At 59.7% G+C, this 17,929-nt stretch carries 18 protein-coding genes; 7 read left to right on the top strand and 11 right to left on the bottom strand.

Translation table 11 applies throughout. From position 1 onward, the window contains the following. Nucleotides 1-2 precede the first annotated feature (2 nt). Nucleotides 3-1,640 carry a peptide ABC transporter substrate-binding protein gene (locus ACTG20_RS15360; RefSeq protein WP_194496726.1) on the bottom strand — a complete coding sequence of 546 codons (1,638 nt, stop codon included), beginning with the start codon at nt 1,638-1,640 and terminating at the stop codon, nt 3-5. 156 nt (nt 1,641-1,796) lie between these two features. Here ACTG20_RS15360 and ACTG20_RS15365 point away from each other — a divergent pair, with 156 nt between their 5' ends. Continuing rightward, on the top strand, nt 1,797-2,696 hold the full coding sequence (locus tag ACTG20_RS15365) for a DMT family transporter (protein ID WP_194496727.1): 900 nt from the start codon (nt 1,797-1,799) through the stop codon (nt 2,694-2,696). Between the two features lie 19 nt (nt 2,697-2,715). On the opposite strand, the gene rsuA is transcribed toward ACTG20_RS15365, so the two are convergent. After that, nucleotides 2,716-3,408 (bottom strand): 16S rRNA pseudouridine(516) synthase RsuA, encoded by a 693-nt coding sequence (rsuA, locus tag ACTG20_RS15370; RefSeq protein WP_194496728.1) that lies wholly within the window; start codon nt 3,406-3,408, stop codon nt 2,716-2,718. A gap of 168 nt (nt 3,409-3,576) precedes the next feature. Here rsuA and ACTG20_RS15375 point away from each other — a divergent pair, with 168 nt between their 5' ends. Continuing rightward, nucleotides 3,577-4,776, top strand: a complete 1,200-nt coding sequence (locus tag ACTG20_RS15375) for an HD-GYP domain-containing protein (RefSeq protein ID WP_194496729.1) — start codon at nt 3,577-3,579, stop codon at nt 4,774-4,776. Nucleotides 4,777-4,793: 17 nt separating this feature from the next. Here the strand turns inward: ACTG20_RS15375 and ACTG20_RS15380 are convergent, their stop codons facing one another. Both ACTG20_RS15380 and fsa read right to left on the bottom strand, forming a co-directional pair. Next, a complete protein-coding gene (locus ACTG20_RS15380) occupies nt 4,794-4,973 on the bottom strand; it encodes a hypothetical protein (RefSeq protein ID WP_042080202.1) in 180 nt (59 codons plus the stop codon). A gap of 114 nt (nt 4,974-5,087) precedes the next feature. Next, nucleotides 5,088-5,756, bottom strand: coding sequence for a fructose-6-phosphate aldolase (fsa, locus tag ACTG20_RS15385; protein WP_194496730.1), 669 nt, complete (start codon nt 5,754-5,756; stop codon nt 5,088-5,090). Nucleotides 5,757-5,884: 128 nt separating this feature from the next. Here fsa and ACTG20_RS15390 point away from each other — a divergent pair, with 128 nt between their 5' ends. The 4 genes from ACTG20_RS15390 to ACTG20_RS15405 all read left to right on the top strand — a co-directional run bounded on the left by ACTG20_RS15390 (nt 5,885) and on the right by ACTG20_RS15405 (nt 12,085). After that, nucleotides 5,885-6,781: a glycyl-radical enzyme activating protein gene (locus tag ACTG20_RS15390; protein WP_194496731.1), complete on the top strand. Its 897-nt coding sequence runs from the start codon at nt 5,885-5,887 to the stop codon at nt 6,779-6,781. A gap of 52 nt (nt 6,782-6,833) precedes the next feature. Then, complete coding sequence (locus ACTG20_RS15395) at nt 6,834-9,266, top strand: formate C-acetyltransferase/glycerol dehydratase family glycyl radical enzyme (RefSeq protein WP_194496732.1); 2,433 nt, start codon at nt 6,834-6,836, stop codon at nt 9,264-9,266. Between the two features lie 93 nt (nt 9,267-9,359). Beyond that, nucleotides 9,360-10,106 carry a DeoR/GlpR family DNA-binding transcription regulator gene (locus tag ACTG20_RS15400; RefSeq protein ID WP_005350628.1) on the top strand — a complete coding sequence of 249 codons (747 nt, stop codon included), beginning with the start codon at nt 9,360-9,362 and terminating at the stop codon, nt 10,104-10,106. Between the two features lie 128 nt (nt 10,107-10,234). After that, a complete protein-coding gene (locus tag ACTG20_RS15405) occupies nt 10,235-12,085 on the top strand; it encodes an extracellular solute-binding protein (RefSeq protein ID WP_194496775.1) in 1,851 nt (616 codons plus the stop codon). A 94-nt stretch (nt 12,086-12,179) separates the two neighbouring features. Here ACTG20_RS15405 and ACTG20_RS15410 read toward each other — a convergent pair whose 3' ends face one another. Continuing rightward, nucleotides 12,180-12,572 carry a DUF2750 domain-containing protein gene (locus tag ACTG20_RS15410; protein WP_005334204.1) on the bottom strand — a complete coding sequence of 131 codons (393 nt, stop codon included), beginning with the start codon at nt 12,570-12,572 and terminating at the stop codon, nt 12,180-12,182. A 158-nt stretch (nt 12,573-12,730) separates the two neighbouring features. Continuing rightward, complete coding sequence (locus ACTG20_RS15415) at nt 12,731-13,279, bottom strand: hypothetical protein (protein ID WP_194496733.1); 549 nt, start codon at nt 13,277-13,279, stop codon at nt 12,731-12,733. A 245-nt stretch (nt 13,280-13,524) separates the two neighbouring features. On the opposite strand from ACTG20_RS15415, the gene ACTG20_RS15420 reads away from it, so the two are divergent. Beyond that, a complete protein-coding gene (locus ACTG20_RS15420) occupies nt 13,525-13,773 on the top strand; it encodes a TIGR02647 family protein (RefSeq protein ID WP_005334209.1) in 249 nt (82 codons plus the stop codon). On the opposite strand, the gene ACTG20_RS15425 is transcribed toward ACTG20_RS15420, so the two are convergent. The 5 genes from ACTG20_RS15425 to pdhA all read right to left on the bottom strand — a co-directional run bounded on the left by ACTG20_RS15425 (nt 13,760) and on the right by pdhA (nt 17,738). Next, on the bottom strand, nt 13,760-14,065 hold the full coding sequence (locus ACTG20_RS15425; RefSeq protein ID WP_101529470.1) for a hypothetical protein: 306 nt from the start codon (nt 14,063-14,065) through the stop codon (nt 13,760-13,762). The genes ACTG20_RS15420 and ACTG20_RS15425 overlap by 14 nt on opposite strands. A 90-nt stretch (nt 14,066-14,155) precedes the next feature. After that, entirely contained in the window at nt 14,156-14,365 is a 210-nt protein-coding gene (locus tag ACTG20_RS15430; protein WP_005302803.1) for a cold-shock protein, read from the bottom strand. Between the two features lie 208 nt (nt 14,366-14,573). Next, nucleotides 14,574-15,674 (bottom strand): dihydrolipoamide acetyltransferase family protein, encoded by a 1,101-nt coding sequence (locus tag ACTG20_RS15435; RefSeq protein WP_101529471.1) that lies wholly within the window; start codon nt 15,672-15,674, stop codon nt 14,574-14,576. Beyond that, the gene (locus tag ACTG20_RS15440) at nt 15,671-16,657 is read right to left on the bottom strand and encodes an alpha-ketoacid dehydrogenase subunit beta (RefSeq protein WP_194496734.1); all 987 of its coding nucleotides are present in this window, start codon (nt 16,655-16,657) and stop codon (nt 15,671-15,673) included. Before ACTG20_RS15440 ends, ACTG20_RS15435 begins: the two co-directional genes overlap by 4 nt. Then, entirely contained in the window at nt 16,650-17,738 is a 1,089-nt protein-coding gene (pdhA, locus tag ACTG20_RS15445) for a pyruvate dehydrogenase (acetyl-transferring) E1 component subunit alpha (RefSeq protein WP_194496735.1), read from the bottom strand. The genes ACTG20_RS15440 and pdhA overlap by 8 nt, the downstream gene beginning before the upstream one ends. Nucleotides 17,739-17,929 lie beyond the last annotated feature (191 nt).

Genomic DNA, 17,929 nt, shown 5'->3' on the forward strand with positions numbered 1-17,929 from the left:
CCTCACTGCGGGCTGAAATAGAGATCCTTGGTGGCAATCGTCCCTTTCAAATTCTGGCTGGGCAGCCCTCGCAGCGCGGGATCGACCAGTCTCATCTGATTGTAATGATACACGGGGAGGATCGGCGCCTCCTCAAGCAGCAACTGTTCGGCATGCCGGTAGAGTTCAACCCGGCTCGCGCTGTCCAGCGTATTGGCTGCCTGCTCCAGCAGCAGATCAAAGTCGGGATTGCAGTAGCCGCTCTCGTTGCGCAGATCCTGACAACGGAAGCTGCCCAGCATGGCTGACGGCTCCACGTAATCGCCAAACAGGAAGCTTCTGGCCACCTGAAAATCACCGCTATCCTTGGTCACCTGATAGGCACCCCACTCCAGACTGTTGAGGGTGACCTGTACCCCCAGCTTCTGCCACATGGCGGCAATGGCCATCGCCATCTGCTTGTGGGTTTCTGCGCTGTTGTAGGTAATGCTCAGCTTGAGTGGATTGGCACTGTTATACCCTGCCGCTGACAGCAACGCTGCCGCTTTGGCCTGGCGGGTTGGCATATCTTCAAGCGCCACAGGCAATATCACCCGGGGGTAACCCGGCATCTCCGGCAACAGCGACCATGCCGCCTGTTCATCCTGCCCGCTCACCGCTCCACTGAGCTGCTGTCGATCAACCGCCATGGAGAGCGCCTGACGCACCCGCACATCCTGCAGTTCGGGGCGCTTCAGATTGAACGCATAGAGATAGGTGCCAAACAGCGGCAAGCCCCAGAGCCGCTCCGGAGATTCGCGCTTCATCTTCTGGTAATAGCCGAGGGAGACCTTGTTGGTGAGCTGGATTTCACCAGCCTCATAGCGCAGCCGTTCGGCATGTTGCGAAGTGATAGGCAGATAGGTGACCCGTCCGATACGGGTGTGAAGGTCATCCCAGTAGTGGATATTGCGCTCGGCTTCTATCCGCTCGTTTGGCGTCCAGCTTGCCAACCGATAAGCACCATTGCTCACCAGCTTGCCGGGCTTGGTCCACTGTTTGCCAAATTTGGCTATCGCCTTCTGATTGACTGGCACAAAGGGGCGCTGACTGATGAGCTGCAGGAAATAGGGAGCCGGCCGCTCCAGGGTGATTTTCAAAATCTGATCGCTTTGCGCTTCAATGCCAAGATTGCCGAGCTCCAGCGCACCGGCATAGATGGATTGCGCATTGTTGATCCCCGTGGCCAGCAGCAATCCGGCAGAAGGGGAGTTGATGGCCGGATCGAGCAGACGGCGCCATGCATAGACGAAATCAGCGGCCACCAGCGGCTCGCCATTGGACCACTTCAGTTGGGGGCGCAGGAAAAATCGCCACTCCAGCCCATCGTCACTCACCTCCCAGCGCTGGGCCTGAGCGGGGACGATATGCCCCTGACCATCTTCGCTGACCAGCCCTTCAAACAGATCGACCAGTACCGCTTCCCCCGGGAAACCGGAGCGCACCAGCGCCGGATCCAGTGACTCCGGCTCGGCACCGTTGCCCTTGACCAGGGTTTGCCGATCGGCAAGCAGAGGCTGCTGCTCAACGGTGGTGGCATGGGCCAGGGGCCCTGCCAGCACGGCAAGCAATAGCGGGGAGAGCCAGCGTTGCGCCAGCTTGGGGAAGAAACCATACCTCATGACAAAACCTCGAATAACACCACTGCAGGAGGGGAAGGCCGACGGCGCGCCTGATGAATGCCTGATGCCGCTCTTGTTATCCCCGAAAACGCCCCGTATTGTATCGGGCTTGCCCGGGAGATGGAGTCTTTCGGGTTAATTTTTTCAGGAGTTTTTATGGGTTATGAGTGGCTGGCCCTCGCGTCGGCCAGTTTATGGGCAGTTGCAGCGCTAATTTCGGTCAAACCGGCCCGTCATCTCGGCGCATTTGCCTACAGCCGCTGGCGCATGTTTCTGGTCAGCCTGATGCTCGGCACCATGAGTCTGCTCACCGGTGGCTGGCAAACCCTCACCGCAAGCGCCCTGCCCCTGCTCGCCATCTCGGGGCTGGTCGGCATCTTCGTGGGCGACACGGCGCTGTTTGCCTGCATGAACCGGTTGGGGCCAAGACGCAGTGCTCTGCTCTTCTCTTGCCATGCGCTGTTTTCCGCCCTGCTTGGGCTCTGGCTCTTTAATGAACAGCTGACAGGCTGGCGACTGCTGGGGGCCATGCTGGTCTTTGCTGGCGTGATGCTGGCGATCCTGTTTGGCAGACGCAGTAGCAGCAACGAGTGCGAGCAGATCCGTGGCAATCTGGCGCTGGGAATTGGCCTTGGCCTGACGGCGGCACTGTGTCAAAGCGTGGGAGCCATCATTGCCAAGCCGGTGATGATGAGTGGTGAGGTGGATGCGGTGAGTGCATCGGGTATCCGGATGGGCAGTGCCCTGCTGGCCCACTGCGTCCTGCGGCTGGGGCGCTTGCCGCTGGCCATGCCGCTCAAACCGGTCAATCGCCATATCCTCGCCATGATTGCCACCAACGGTTTTCTGGCGATGGGGCTGGGGATGACGCTGATCCTGATGGCGCTGCGGCAGGGCGAGGTGGGCATGGTGGCCATTCTCTCCTCTACCACGCCGGTACTGCTGCTGCCGCTGTTGTGGTGGCACTCGGGGGAGCGGCCATCCATTGCCGCCTGGGCGGGTGCACTGATTGCCACCCTGGGCACGGCGCTGGTGCTGGGTTTCAGCACTCACTGACACCCGGCACCATCCCTGATCAGAACAGGGCAATCTCCTCAGCGGTCAGCTCGCGGTATTCACCGGTGGCCAGATCTTCGTCCAGCGTCAGACCGCCCACCCGCTCGCGATGCAAGCCAACGACCTTGTTGCCGATGGAGGCAAACATCCGCTTGACCTGATGGTACTTGCCTTCGTGAATGGTCAGTCGGGCCTCGCACTCGCCGAGAATTTCCAGATGGGCAGGACGGGTTTTATCGGTCTCGTTACGCAGGTAGACCCCTTCGGCGAACAGCGCGATCGCATCCGGGCTCACCGGATCGGCCAGCCAGACGTGATAGGTCTTGGCACACTCGTGGCGCGGCGAGGTGATGCGGTGGGACCATTGACCATCGTCGGTCACCAGCACCAGCCCCGTGGTATCGAGGTCGAGGCGACCCACTACGTGCAGCTTGCCCATCGCCGGTTCATCCATCAGGAAGAAGACGGTCGGGTGATCCGGATCCTCGTTGGAGCAGACGTAACCTTCCGGCTTGTGCAGCATGAAATAGCGGTTGCGCTGCTCCAGCGTCAGCAGCACGCCGTCAAACTCGATCTGGCTCTGCTCATTGATATGAAAGGCGGGCTGCTTGACCACAATGCCATCCACCATGACCTCACCCTGACGGATCAGTTTGCCTGCCAGCGAGCGGGTCAAATCGGAACAATCGCACAGAAATTTATCAAGCCGCATTCACAACCTCGGAGTCCAACAAGTAAAGGGGCGTCATTATATCGGGCGGGGGCGACAACGCCACTGTTAAGGGGTTGCCAATTATGACGAACTGGTCATCCGATGTTACACTTCTCCGGTGTGACCCATCCGAACGATACTCATAATAATAAGAGTCAGGAAGCCCTCATGAAGTCTCAAGCATCCTATCCCGTCATTCCCGTCAACCAGCTGAAACCCGGCATGTATGTCATTGCTATCGCCAGCCAGACAGGTGGGATGGAGATCGCCCAGATGGGCTTGGTGACCAGCGTGGCGCAAATTGCCAATTTGGTGCGTCAGGGGGTGCTCACGGTACGCATCGATCTGGCCCGCAGCAAGCTGGGTAGTGCCGAAAGTGACGCCGTTACCTCCCCCGATCTCAATGCCAACAGCGCCCAGGTAGGGCGCAGGGCCAGTGCCAACGGCGAAGGACGGGAGCTCAAAATCCGCCGCCTTTATCAGGAAGCGCGCGAGCTGCAAGGCAAGTTCATTCGCCACCTCAAGGCGGGTGAACCCATCGACATCACCCCGCTGGCCGAAGTCGCCGAAGAGATGGTGGACACCATGTTCACCCACGGCGATGCCATGCTCTGTCTAGCCCGCATTCGCGCCAAGGATGCCTACCTGATGGAGCACTCCATGAACGTCGCCATTCTGCTGGCCAACTTCGGCCGCTATCTGGGGCTTGAGCGCAGCGTGCTCAAGGAGCTGACCCTGGGTGGCCTGCTGCACGACGTGGGCAAGATCATGACCCCGGACGAGGTGCTCCACAAACCGGGCAAGCTGACCGACGAGGAGTTCGCCATCATGCGCCAGCATGTGGTGCACAGTTACGAGATCCTCAGCAATACCCCTGGCATTACCCCCACCATGCTGGAGGTGGCCGCCAACCACCACGAGCGGCTCGATGGCTCCGGCTACCCGCAGCGACTCAAGGGGGAGCAGCTCTCTCTCTATACCCGGATGAGCGGCATCGTCGATGTCTATGATGCCATCACCGCGGATCGGGTCTACAAAGCAGGTATGCAGCCGACCCAGGCCTTCCGCATTCTGCTCAAGGGGATCAATCAGCACTTTGATGCCGAACTGGTCACCAAGTTCATCAAGTGCATGGGAGTCTATCCGGTGGGCACTCTGGTACAGCTCTCAAACCAGCGCCTGGCTATCGTGATGCAGCGCAACAAGCAGCAGCCGCTCAAGCCAGTGGTCAAGGTGATCTATCACGCCACCCAGCGTCACTACCTCGAGGTACAGTGGCTGGATCTGGCCAAGTCAGGGGTGCAGGAGAGCATCGAGAATACAGTCGACCCCAAAGAGTTTGGCATCAACCTCGCCAACTTCTTCTAATCCCTCACCTCAGATATTCATGATTGGCGCTGGCTGTCGAGCCAGTGCCGGATCAGAAACTCCTCGTCCAGCGGCGAGAGATCAAAACGCAGGCTGGCCTCTTCAATGGCGGCGAGATCGTGCTGGTGATGCTCGCTGAGCCAACGCACCGCACGACGCAAATCTTCACCATGGGGGAGCAGCAGATGGTCGCTCATGGGATACCTCCGGTAGACTGCAGGGCGGCCCGCGAATATAGCCACCTCTTTCCAGTCTAGTCAGTCAATCCCCATCACCCGCGCTTCTTCACCCTCCCCCCTCAATCACTGCAATCAGCTTGTCACCGGGAAGCGACCAAAGGCGCGCTGCCAATCCTGATCAAACTTCGCCAATGCCGCATCCACCGCAGGCACGTTCAGCAACTGCTCCGCCACATCGAGCGGCAAGGTGATGGACTGGCAACCGACCAGCAGGCAGTCAAGGGCCTGACGGGGAGTGCGGAATGACGCCGCCAGCACCTTGCTGTTCGGTGCGTGCAGCGCAAGCAGCTGTTGCAACTCCTGCACGGTGGCAATGCCATCGCCCCCCTGGGCATCCAGCCGGTTAACGTAGGGCGCGACATATTCCGCCCCCGCCACCGCCGCCAGCCAGCCCTGCAGCGGGGTATAGACAGCGGTGCCCAGAGTCGGCACACCGTTGGCTGTCAGGCTCTTGATGGCAGCCAGCCCTTCTGCGCACACCGGGATCTTGATCACCAGATCAGGGTCCAGCTCACGCAGGGCGAATGCCTCACGCACCATCTCGGTCTCGGTTTTGGCCATCACCTGGGCAAACAGGCGCGCCTTGGGCCCCAGCACGTCGCGCAGGGCGGGCAGCAGCTCACAGAGCGGCAATCCCCCGGCGGCGGTAATGGAAGGATTGGTAGTGACACCGGCCAACGGCAGGATCCGTGACCAGCGACGCACTGCCGCCACATCGGCGGTATCGAGATACAGCTCCATCTCTAACTCCTTAACGGGATGTTCAATATGTCGCCATTCTAGCGATAAAACATCTGCAAATTGCTTGACCGAAATCAAATCAACTTTCGAATGAAAGAAAATAGAATGCAAATACAAAAGGAGGCGGTATGATTTTCGACCTGCAACGATATTCAACTCACGATGGCCCCGGCATTCGCACCCTGGTGTTTCTCAAGGGGTGCTCGCTGGCCTGTCGCTGGTGTCAAAACCCGGAAAGCCGCTCTCCCAAGCCGGACATACTACTCGACCGGCGCCAATGCATCGAGGGATGCCGGCTCTGCAGCGATGCCTGTCCGGCAATCTTGCGTGACAGCCAGGGTGTCCAGCTCCCCCGCTCAGCCCTCGGCAATCAGGATGTGGAACGGCTGCGCGGCCTCTGCCCCAGCGAAGCGCTGCAGGTGTGCGGCCGGGAGGAGAGCCTGGACACCCTGATGGCCATCATCTTGCGGGATCGCCCCTTCTTCGAGCGCAGTGGCGGCGGAGTCACCCTCTCTGGCGGCGAACCCTTCATGCAGCCCGAATTTGCTGCCGACCTGCTGGCCCGCTGCAAGGCCGAGGGACTGCATACCGCAGTGGAAAGTTGCCTGCACGTGCCCTGGCACCAGATTGAGCCAAGCCTCCCCCATCTCGACCTGCTGCTGGCGGATCTCAAGCATGTGGATGAGAAGCGCTTCTTCGACTGGACCCGCGGCAAGGTCGCCCTGCCCTTGACCAACCTCAAGCGTCTGGCCGAGCGCGGCGTGGCCATGCAGATCCGGGTGCCGCTCATTCCCGGCTTCAATGCCGACCGCGCATCCATAGAGGCCATCACCCGAGCTGCCGCCAGCCTTGGCACTGTGCAGGAGATCCACTTTCTCCCCTACCACACACTGGGCGCAGGCAAATACGCCCTGCTCGACCAACCCTATCAGGCCCCCCGGCAGCCACTCGATGACCCGGCACTGCTCGCCTTTGCCCATGAGTGTGCCCGTGCGCAGGGGCTGACCCCGCTCACCCGGGGCTAGCAACACCCCATGACATCAGCCACTCACTGCCCAATGACCAGAGGATAAGACCATGACCCAGCTCAACCTCAATACCCTCAGCCCGCGGATCCGCGCCCACAAAGAGAGCCTGATCCACATCGTTCAGCCACCGGTCTGCACCGAGCGTGCCCGCCACTACACCGAGGCCTATCAGGCTCATCTCGCCCGGCCGCTGCCGGTGCGCCGCGCTCTGGCGTTGGCCCATCACCTCAAGGAGCGCACCATCTGGATCAAGCACGACGAGCTTATCGTCGGCAATCAGGCCAGTCAGGTGCGGGCGGCGCCACTGTTTCCTGAATACACGGTGAGCTGGATTGAGAAGGAGATCGACGAGCTGGCCGACCGTCCCGGCGCCGGTTTTGCGGTCAGCGAAACCGACAAGGAGGTCATCCACGCCCTCACCCCCTTCTGGCGCGGCCAGACGGTGCAGGATCGCTGCTTCGGCCTCTTTACCGACGAGCAGAAAGCGCTGCTGGAGAGCGGCATCATCAAGGCCGAGGGCAACATGACCTCGGGGGATGCCCACCTCGCGGTCAACTATGAGGAGCTGCTCACGCTGGGTCTAAATGGCTTCAAGGCCAAGGTGGCCGAGCGGCGCAGTCGGCTGGATCTGGCGGATTGGGCCGATCTGCAGCGCGAGCAGTTCCTGCACGCCGTCGCCATCACTCTGGATGCGGTCAGCGCTCACATCACGCGCTACGCCGCCCTTGCCCGTGACATGGCCGCGCAAGAGCCGCCCCCCGAGCGCCAAAACGAGCTTGAAACCATAGCGCTCAACTGCGCCCACATCGCCCACCAGCCCCCCGAGACCTTCTGGCAAGCGCTGCAGCTCTGCTACTTTATCCAGCTCATCCTGCAGATCGAATCCAACGGCCACTCGGTATCGTTTGGCCGGATGGATCAATACCTCTATCCCTGGTATCGCCGCGAGGTGGAATTGTCGGAATCCCTGCCTCGGACGCGCGCTATCGAACTGCTGCAAGGGTGCTGGCTCAAGTTGCTGGAGGTGAACAAGATCCGCTCCGGCACCCACTCCAAGGCCTCCGCCGGCAGCCCGCTCTACCAGAACGTCACTATCGGTGGCCAGAACTGGCGGGATGGTGCAGCCCATGACGCGGTCAATGGCCTCTCCTACGCGATTCTGGAGTCCTGCGGCCAGTTGCGATCCACCCAGCCCAACCTCTCGGTGCGCTACCATGCCGGGATGAGCGAGGATTTCCTCGACGCCTGCATTCAGGTGATCCGCTGCGGCTTTGGCATGCCCGCCTTCAACAACGACGAGGTGGTGATCCCCGAGTTCATCAAGCTCGGAGTAAGCGTGGAGGATGCCCACCATTACGCCGCCATCGGCTGCATCGAGACCGCCGTGCCCGGCAAATGGGGCTATCGCTGCACCGGCATGAGCTTTATCAACTTCGCCCGCATCCTGCTGGCCTCCCTTGACGGCGGCCGCGATGCCACCACCGGCAAGGTATTCCTGCCCCAGCCCCAGTCGCTGCGAGACGGGAGCTTTGGCAACTTTGACGAGGTGATGGCCCGCTGGGATGAGCAGGTGCGCTACTTCACCCGCAAATCCATCGAGATCGACTGCGTGGTCGACAGCGTGCTGGAGGCTCAAGCCCATGACATCCTCTGCAGCACCCTGGTGGATGACTGCATCGAGCGCGGCAAAACCATCAAGGAGGGGGGCGCCGTCTATGACTGGGTCTCAGGTCTGCAAGTGGGGATCGCCAACCTCGGTAACAGCCTGGCGGCCCTGAAGAAACTGGTGTTCGAGCAGGGGATTGTGGATCAGCAAGAGCTGGCCGCCGCACTGGAGCAAGACTTTGCCGGGCTGGCGGGGGAGCAGCTGCGCCAGCGCCTCACCAACGCCGCCCCCAAATATGGCAACGATCTGGACGAGGTAGACCTGCTGCTGGTACAGGCTTACCAGAGCTATATCGACGAGCTCAAGGGGCTGCACAACACCCGCTTCGGCCGTGGCCCCATCGGCGGTACCTACTATGCGGGCACCTCCTCCATCTCCGCCAACGTGCCGTTTGGTGCCGCCACCATGGCGACCCCGGATGGTCGCCATGCCCGCACGCCGCTGGCGGAAGGGGCCAGCCCCTCGTCGGGTTCGGATCGTCTCGGCCCGACGGCGGTGTTCAACTCCATCGGCAAGCTGCCCACGGCGGCCATCCTCGGCGGGGTGTTACTCAACCAGAAGCTGAGTCCGGCGAGCCTTGAGAACGAGCGGGACAAGGCCAAACTGATGAGCCTGCTGCGCACCTTCTTCGAGGTGCACAAGGGGTGGCACGTGCAGTACAACATCGTCTCGCGCGAGACCCTGCTGGCGGCCAAGGCCAATCCGGATCAGTACCGGGACCTGGTGGTACGGGTGGCGGGCTATTCGGCCTTCTTCACCGCCTTATCCCCCGATGCGCAAGATGATATCATCGCCCGCACCGAGCACAGTCTCTGACGGGGCGCCCCCATGGCGCCTGTGACGTCATATGATTGGCAAGCCACCCTCGGGTGGCTTGCCGCTATCCACCACCTTGCATGTGAGCGCACCATGAATCCACGCCATCAACTGATCCTCACTCTGGTCCATCAGGCTCGCAAGATGAGCGTGAGTGAACTCTCCCGACATACCGGCGTGTCTGAGGTGACGGTGCGCAACGACCTCACAGCGCTGGAGAAACAGGGACTGCTCAGACGGGTACACGGCTCGGCCATGGCGCTGGAGACCGATGACCCGGATGCCCGGATGAACATCAATTACCTGCTCAAGGAGCGCCTCGCCGAGCGTGCCGCCCAGCTGGTGGAAGATGGCGAAACAGTCTTTATCGAAGGGGGCAGCGCCAACGCCATGCTGGCGCGCCATCTGGCCCTGCACAAACGGGTCACCATCATCACCATCAGCAGCTATATCGCCCATCTGCTCAAAGACACCCCGGCTCAGGTGGTGCTGCTCGGCGGGCTGTTCCAGCATCAGAGCGAGAGCGTGGTGGGGCCGCTGACGCGCCTCTGTATCGAGCAGGTGCACTTCTCCAAAGCCTTTATCGGGGTCGACGGTTTTCATCCCGAGATGGGGTTCACCGGCCGCGACATGATGCGGGCCGACGTGGTCAACAGCGTGCTGGCCAAGGGGATGACCAATGTGGTCATCACCGACAGCAGCAAATTTGGCGCCATCCACCCGAGCCAGCTTGGCGCGCCGGGCCAGATCAACGTACTGGTTACCGACGATGCCCTTCCCGCCCCCATGCGGGCTGCCATTGCGGCCAAGGGGATCACCCTGCACTGCGTTGCGGCCTAGGCCACCCGCTAATTCACGCTATTTCATTGACCTGACAGGATAAAATTTTCATGATGAGACAGTTCCCATCGGGACTGACATCACCAGTGCGTGATCTGCAGGAAGCAGATTTTCAGGAGAGCAAGGACATGCCATCGACCATCACCGCCGGGGAGCGCCGACTCTCCCCTATCATTCGCGCCACCGCCATCACCCTGGCCCTGTGCTGGAGCCCGTTTGGCTGGAGTGCCACGCTGCCCGCTGACTTGAAGTGGGAGAGCAACAACCAGGATCCTCTCTATGCCGATCCGGCCGCCAAACGCGGCGGCACCTTTCGCACCTTTATGACCAGCTTCCCCCTGACCCTGCGCAAATATGGCCCCGACTCCAACGGCGGCTTTGCCGGTTACGTGCGGGAAACCAACCTGCCACTGCTGAGCACCCACCCTGTCACCGGCAACCCCATGCAGATGCTGGCAAATGAGTGGGCCTTTGGCGCCGACAACAAGACCCTCTATTTTCGCATCAATCCCAAGGCGCGCTGGTCAGACGGCCAGCCGGTCACCGCCGATGACTGGCTCTTTACCCTCAAGATGATGCGCAGCAAAGAGATCAACGACCCCTGGTACAACAACTACTACAGCACCCAGATAGCCGATATCACCAAGTTTGATGATCACACCCTGGCCATCACCAGCGGTACCGAAAAGAGCCGCCAGGATCTGCTCGAGTCACTGCCCATCAGCCCGGAGCCGAGCCATGCCATCAAGCTCACCGCCAACTGGGTCAAGGAGTACAACTGGAAGGTGTTGCCAGTCACCGGTCCTTATCAGATCGATCAGGTGAAAAAGGGTAAATCGGTCACCTTCAAGCGGATTGAAAACTGGTGGGGGGATGACGAGCGCTACTTCCAGCATCGCTTCAACCCCGCGCAGATCGAGATCAAGGTGCTCAGGGATCTGAACATCGCCTGGCAACACTTCCTGCGCGGCGATCTCGACAGCTTCCCGCTGGTGATGCCCAACTGGTGGCACGACAAGACCAAAACCCCGGAGTTCGAGAAGGGGTATATCGCGCGCACCTGGTTCTACAACCAGACTCCGCAATCGCCAATGGGGCTCTATCTCAACACCGCCGATCCGCTGCTGACTAATCTCGATGTGCGGCTCGGGATCCAGCATGCCCTCAACCTCGACAAGATGCTCACCACCCTGCTGCGGGGGGATTACCAGCGACTAAACAGTTATGGCTCAGGTCAGGGTGAGTTTACCAACAGCGAGATCAAGGCCCGTCCGTTCGATCCCAAACTGGCACGGGAATACTTTGCCAAGGCAGGCTTTAACAAAGTGGGGCCACAGGGGATTTTGCAAAACGACAAGGGGCAGTCACTGGCCCTCGCCATCACCTACACCACGGCGGAGCACGCCCAGCGGCTCACGCTGTTGCGGGAAGAGGCCAAGAAGGCGGGGCTTAATCTGGAGCTCAACCTGATGGATGCCTCGGCCGGTTTCAAATCGATGCTGGAGAAAAAGCACCAGAGTGCCTGGATGGCCTGGGCGGGCAGCCGCTATCCCGCCTATTGGGAATTCTTCCACAAGGTCAACGCCAACAAGCCCCAGACCAACAACATCATGAACATCGATGACGATGCCATCACGGCTCTGGTGGAGCAGTATGACAAGGAGTTCGACTTTGCCAAAAAGGCGGCCCTGTCACGGCAGATCCAGCAGCGGCTCTATGAGCTGGCAAGCTTCGTCCCCGCCTATCAGGTGCCCTACACCCGGGAAGGCGCCTGGCGCTGGATCAAACTGCCAAAAGTACCTGCAACACCCAAGAGCGAGCAACTTTACTGGCCTCTTGGGGGCGACAACAGCGGTTACAGCTATGGCGGTCTGCTGTGGATCGATGAAGAGCTAAAATCCGAGACCAGGGCAGCCATCAAGAGTGGCAAGACTTTCCCGGCCGAGCCCATTATCGACACCACTTATCGCCAGCCCTGATTGCATCAGCCCATCGGCAAAAGTCCTTAAAACAAAAGACCCCGCCAGATAGCGGGGTCTTTGTTGGCAACCGGTGTTGCGAATAGCTCGGTGATCAGCCGCGTTTGGCCTGCTTCTCGGCAATGGCGTCAGCCACGTCGGCCGGCTCCAGTACGATGCCTTCCTGATCCGGGGTCGGGAACACGGCAACACACAGCTCATCCTGCTCCATACCGTCAACCCAGCGCTCCAGCCATACCTTCAGGGTGATGGACTGCGGCTTGCAATCGGCCCACTCACCTTCGGCCCACGCCTTGGCATACTCCGGGTGCGGCCATACCGGGATGCAATCTTCATCATCGGTGGTCAGCATCATGACGCCATGCTCGTCAGTCAGGACGAACAGCTCTTCATGCTCGACCAGCTTGCTGATGAAGTGATCGTAACGGTAATCAGCGTTCAGTTGCAGCGCGGCATTGCGCTCGGTGTCGCTCAGTTCATAGCTCATTGGCCAAGTCTCTCTCTCGATAAAGGGCGCCATGTTCACATCTTGTCGTCAGCTTGTCCAGCTTGCAGCCCCTTGGCACCGGATGGGGAAGGCAATGACGCCAATAAGGATAGAGCAGCCTCCTCGATAACGAGACCGCCAGCCATCATATTGCCCCTTTACAGCGCAGGGGTGATCAGCTCCACATCAGGCTGCTCGCTCAGCTTTTGCCGCAGCCAGTAGGCGGACTCCACCTCGACAAAGCAGAGCAGATCCCGGCCATTGGCCGCCATCGCCATCAGCTGCTCAAAACGCAGCTGTTGTTGCTGCTCCCAGGCGGCAGCGAGTTTGGCACCGTGGGCCTCATCCACCACTTCGCGGCGCAACTCGAACAGGTTATCGGTGATCGGGCTGTTGATCTTGGCGGCGGTGTGCCAGTACATCAGCAGGTTATCCATCATCTCACTATCGTAGTTGGCCAGTGCATCCAGCTCGGGTATATCACCGCTGTCGCTGGCGGCAAAATCACACCAGCCCGCATCGAGTGACGCCAGCTCATGAGCCCCCTTAGCATGCTTGCGTAACAGCGCAATGTCGGCCCCCTTGCGTGCAGGCAACCATACCTCGCCCTGATGGGCATCCAGCAGGGACGTCAACGAAGCAGCGGGGTAAACCGGAAAGCGGGTACAAAGTGAATGCAGCAGGGATACCAGAGTGATCTTGACCATGAGCGATACCTTGAACAGGGTGAACAGCCACCAATAGACCGTCCGATATAAAGAAGTGCCCTATCCTACCACGTTTGGTCCGGCTCGGCCCTTGGCTAAGCTGTCAGCCAACCATCTGATTACGCCGAAAAAAACAGCATTTGAAACGCAGCATCCAGTCAAAGGTCAATAATTTGAGCCAGCGCCCACTAAAGTGGATCCGGGAATGCTAGTTTGCATACATCTTTAGCGTAAGGAGTAAATCCATGATTGGGATCGACCAGGTTTCTAACGAATTCGTGAACGATTTGAAAATACTGGCATGCTTTGATCCGGCCAACATGAGCCTGGGGATTAAATTACGCAGCGATATGTCTGAAGAGTTGTGCCAGGCGGCAGCCCGTCTGCATCAACAGGGGCTCATCAGCGCAGAAGATGGCGGCTATCTCACCCCGTTTGGCATGACCATGGTTGAACACCTGCAACATCTGCTGGTCGCACTCAAACCGCTTTGACCGGCTGTGGTGCCCAGAGTGAAAAGTTGAGTAGCTCCCAGCGCTCCCCTTGGTGAAGATGACAGGCAAACAGCAAAGGACCTTCGGGTCCTTTTACTTTGCCATCCACCAGCCACTCCCCCTCCCTTTCAGGTACCAGTCGCGCATTTACCTCATCGGGTTGCAGCGCCGCGCCCACCCGGACCTGGACAAATTGCTGGCAGATCACCTGCGCTTCCATCGCGGATTGAACCGGTACCGGCGCATCGGACGTCGAAGTCAAGGTGGCAGCAAGCAGGAGCGATAGCAGCATGATTCAGCACATGGGAGTCAGTAGCAGAAGCCAGATAAACAAAAAGCCGTGGCACCAGAGGTACCACGGCTTTCTTAAATTCTGTAAGAATTACAGAGCGGTTACGTTCTCAGCCTGCGGGCCTTTCTGACCTTGGGTCACAGAGAACTGTACGCGCTGACCTTCAGCCAGGGTACGGAAACCGTTACCTTGAATGGCGCTGAAGTGAACGAAAACGTCCGGGCCGTTTTCTTGCTGGATGAAGCCAAAACCTTTGGTTTCGTTGAAAAACTTAACGGTACCGGTGATCATGTTAGACATATCTTTTAAACCTGTATTCAAAATAATTACTTATGCTTTTCAGCGGGTAAAGCTCAAAAAACGGGATTAACTTATGAACAACAGGACAAGATGTGAAACATCGTATTCATTGACATAACTATCGCCCTTTCAAGCTGGTTTGGATTATACGTGGCTTTGTAGATTACGCAAACAAATTTGTGCCCTGCCAATGACAGGGCACAAACCGTTATAAGGTGGCCGCTTCCAACGCTTCGACCAGCGCTCTGAGAAAACGAGCCGCCTCCCCGCCAGTACAGGCTCTGTGGTCAAATGTCATCGACAGCGGCAATGCCCTGACGGGACGCGCTTCACCATGGATGAACACCACTTTTTCGAACAGTTTGCCTGCCCCTATGATGGCTACCTGCGGCGGCGTGACAATGGGGCTGGCATAGCGGCCTGCGATAGCGCCGAAGTTGGTGAGCGTAATGGTCGCCCCCTGCAACATCTCGCGCGGCACGGCGCGCGCCTTCACATCGGCGATCATCCGATCCAGCCCCTGCCGGATATCCGCCCCCTCCCGCTCGGCCACGTTCTCCATCACCGGCACATAAAGGCCATGCTTTGAATCCACCGCGATGGCTACATTGACCTCTTTGAACAGCCGCCGTGACAGGGTTTCACCATCAAACCAGGCGTTCATCGAGGGCTCGGCGCGGCACGCCACGCCAATGGCCTTGATAAGGCGCACCGTCACATCCTCATCAGGGCGCCAGTGACGCAAATCCACCTCATCGGTGATGCTGACCGGCACCACAGTCTGATGAGAGAGCTCCATCGCCTTGGCCATGGCACGCCGTGACCCTTTGAGGAATTCGTTGCCACTGCTCTGCTGGGCCTCGAATGCCTGCTGCACATCCAGCTCGGTCACCATGCCGCCGCTGCCACTTCCCTTGATCCGGTCGATATCCAGACCCAGTTTTTGTGCCAACAGTCGCACCGCAGGCATGGCTTGCACCAGCGATCCCCCCGGGGCAATGGCCCCCACCACGAAGTGATCCTCGATATGTTGCTGATGGGCGCTCACCTTGCCCACCACGGTGCCATCATCTTCGCCCCCCTCGAACTCCACCAGCGGCGCACCGATATGGAGGATATCCCCCTCGGCGCCGCAGAGACGGGCAATCACCCCGGCTACCGGAGAGGGTACATCCACCAGCGCCTTGGCCGTTTCCACCGACAAGAGCACCTGATCGACCGCAACGGTATCACCGGCACTCACCTTCCATTCGACGATCTCGGCTTCGGCCAACCCTTCACCCAGATCCGGTAATTTGAAAAATTTCATAGCCACTGGTTCTCCATCAGCTGGTGAGCGGCATCGGCGATATCCTGCTCGGTGATGAGGTAATACGCCTCGTTGCGATAGTAGGGGACGGCGGCATCCACCCCGGTCAACCGTTTGGGTGGCGCCTTGAGGCTGGGAAGTGCCTGCTCGGTCACCCGCGCCACAATTTCGGCCCCGACCCCGAAGCTGCCACACGCCTCGTGTACCACCAGTAAACGGCCGGTCTTGCGTACCGAAGTGAGAATGGTCTCAATATCCAGCGGCTTGATGGTGGCCAGATCCAGCACCTCGCACTGGATATCCTGCTCGGCCAGCAGATTCGCCGCCCGCATCACCTCCTGAATGCAGGCCCCCCAGGCCACTACCGTGATATCCCGGCCCGGGCGCAGGGTGAAGCAGACATCCAGCGGCAAGCCGACACCGTCATCCACCACCTCGGATTTCATCGAGCGATAGATGCGATCCGGTTCGAAAAACATCACGGGATCCGGATCGCGGATGGCCGAGAGCAGCAGGCCATAGGCGCGTCTCGGGCTGGAGGGGATCACTACCCGTAGCCCAGGGATATGGGCAAACAGCGCCTCGACACTCTCGCTGTGATGTTCAGGCGAATGAATGCCCGCGCCATACGGGGAGCGATAGACGAGGGGACAGGAGAGGCGGCCACGGGTGCGGTTTCGCATCCGCGCCGCCTGACAGATGATCTGCTCCATCCCGGGGAAGATAAAGCCCTGAAACTGGAACTCAGCCACCGGCTTGAGCCCCTGGGTCGCCATGCCAACCGCCACCCCGGCGATCAATCCTTCGGCCAGCGGCGTGTCGATCACCCGCTTGAAACCGAACTTGTCGCGAAGGCCCACGGTGGCGCGAAACACCCCGCCGTTGACCCCCACATCCTCGCCCAGTACCACCACATCCGAGTCGTGCTCCATCTCGTAGTGAAGGGCCATGTTGACCGCTTCCAGCAAACTGATCTCACTCATGGCCAACCTCCTGCTTCATCCCCTTGGCAATCACTCGCTCGCGCTGGGGCACGAGTTCGGCGGGCAGGCTGGCGTAGTGATAATCGAGCATCGCCTCCGGCGGCTGGGGCGCCATCGCCTCATAACGGGCGACTGCCTGTTCGACCTCTCGGGTAGCTTCCGCCAGCAGGCTCTGCTCCTGCTCTTCATCCCACCACCCCTGGCTGTGCATAAACTGGCGCAGCCGCTTGACCGGCTCTTTCGCCCAGGCGGCCTCGACCTCGGCCCCATCGCGATAGCGAGTGGCATCGTCGGCCGTGGTGTGATCGCCGAGGCGATAACTGACCGCCTCGATCAGAGTCGGCCCCTTGCCGCTGCGGGCCCGTTCGACGGCACTGCGCGCGGCATCGTAGACCGCCACCACATCGTTGCCATCCACCTGCAGACTGCGCACCCCGGCACCAATCCCTTTCTGGGCCAGTGTAGGAGCGCTCGATTGCAATTTGCGTGGCACCGAGATGGCCCACTGGTTGTTGTTGACGATGATGACCATGGGCAGGTGCCAGACACCGGCGCAGTTGAGCCCCTCCAGAAAATCCCCCTTGGAGGTGCCGCCGTCGCCGATGGTGACTACGGCAACCCGCGGTTGATTACGCAGTTTGAAGGCCGAGGCAATACCGCAGGCATGGGTGATCTGGGTAGCGATGGGGACGCAGATGGGGAGATCTTCAGAGGGAGTCCCATCGGGTTTGAGAAAATAACTGCCCCGCTCGTCACCACCCCAATATTGCAGGTTCTTCTCCATCGGCACGCCCCGCACATAGAGGGTGGGCATGTCCCGATAGTAGGGGACGTAGACATCCTGCGGCTGCATGGCGAGCCCAATGCCAATCCCCACGGCTTCTGCGCCGAGATGGGAGGGAAAAGTACCGAGCTTGCCGGTTCGTTGCAGCGCAATCGCTTTTTTGTCATAGCTGCGCACCATCACCATATTGCGGTAGAAGGTGTGCAGTATCGCCTTGTCCAGCCAGGTCGGTAAGGTGGCGACCGGGCACCCTTCCGCATCGAGGTAACGAAGGAAAGGGATGTCGACATGGGTCATAACTGGCTCCTTGCCGTTGTAGACGTCACCGATGCTGGTGACACCTAGATGTAAATACCTTGTTAAATAAAAAGCAAAGGGATTTACTCAGGTAAGACCAGTAGAAACTTCTTTAAAGTAGCGAAGGAGCTGAATTTTCGGCGATGAGTGGCAAGGTATGCCGTAAATGGTGCAACTTTGCAGCGCTGAAG

This window comes from Aeromonas sp. 84A, assembly GCF_051919345.1.
Lineage (GTDB): Bacteria > Pseudomonadota > Gammaproteobacteria > Enterobacterales > Aeromonadaceae > Aeromonas > Aeromonas veronii.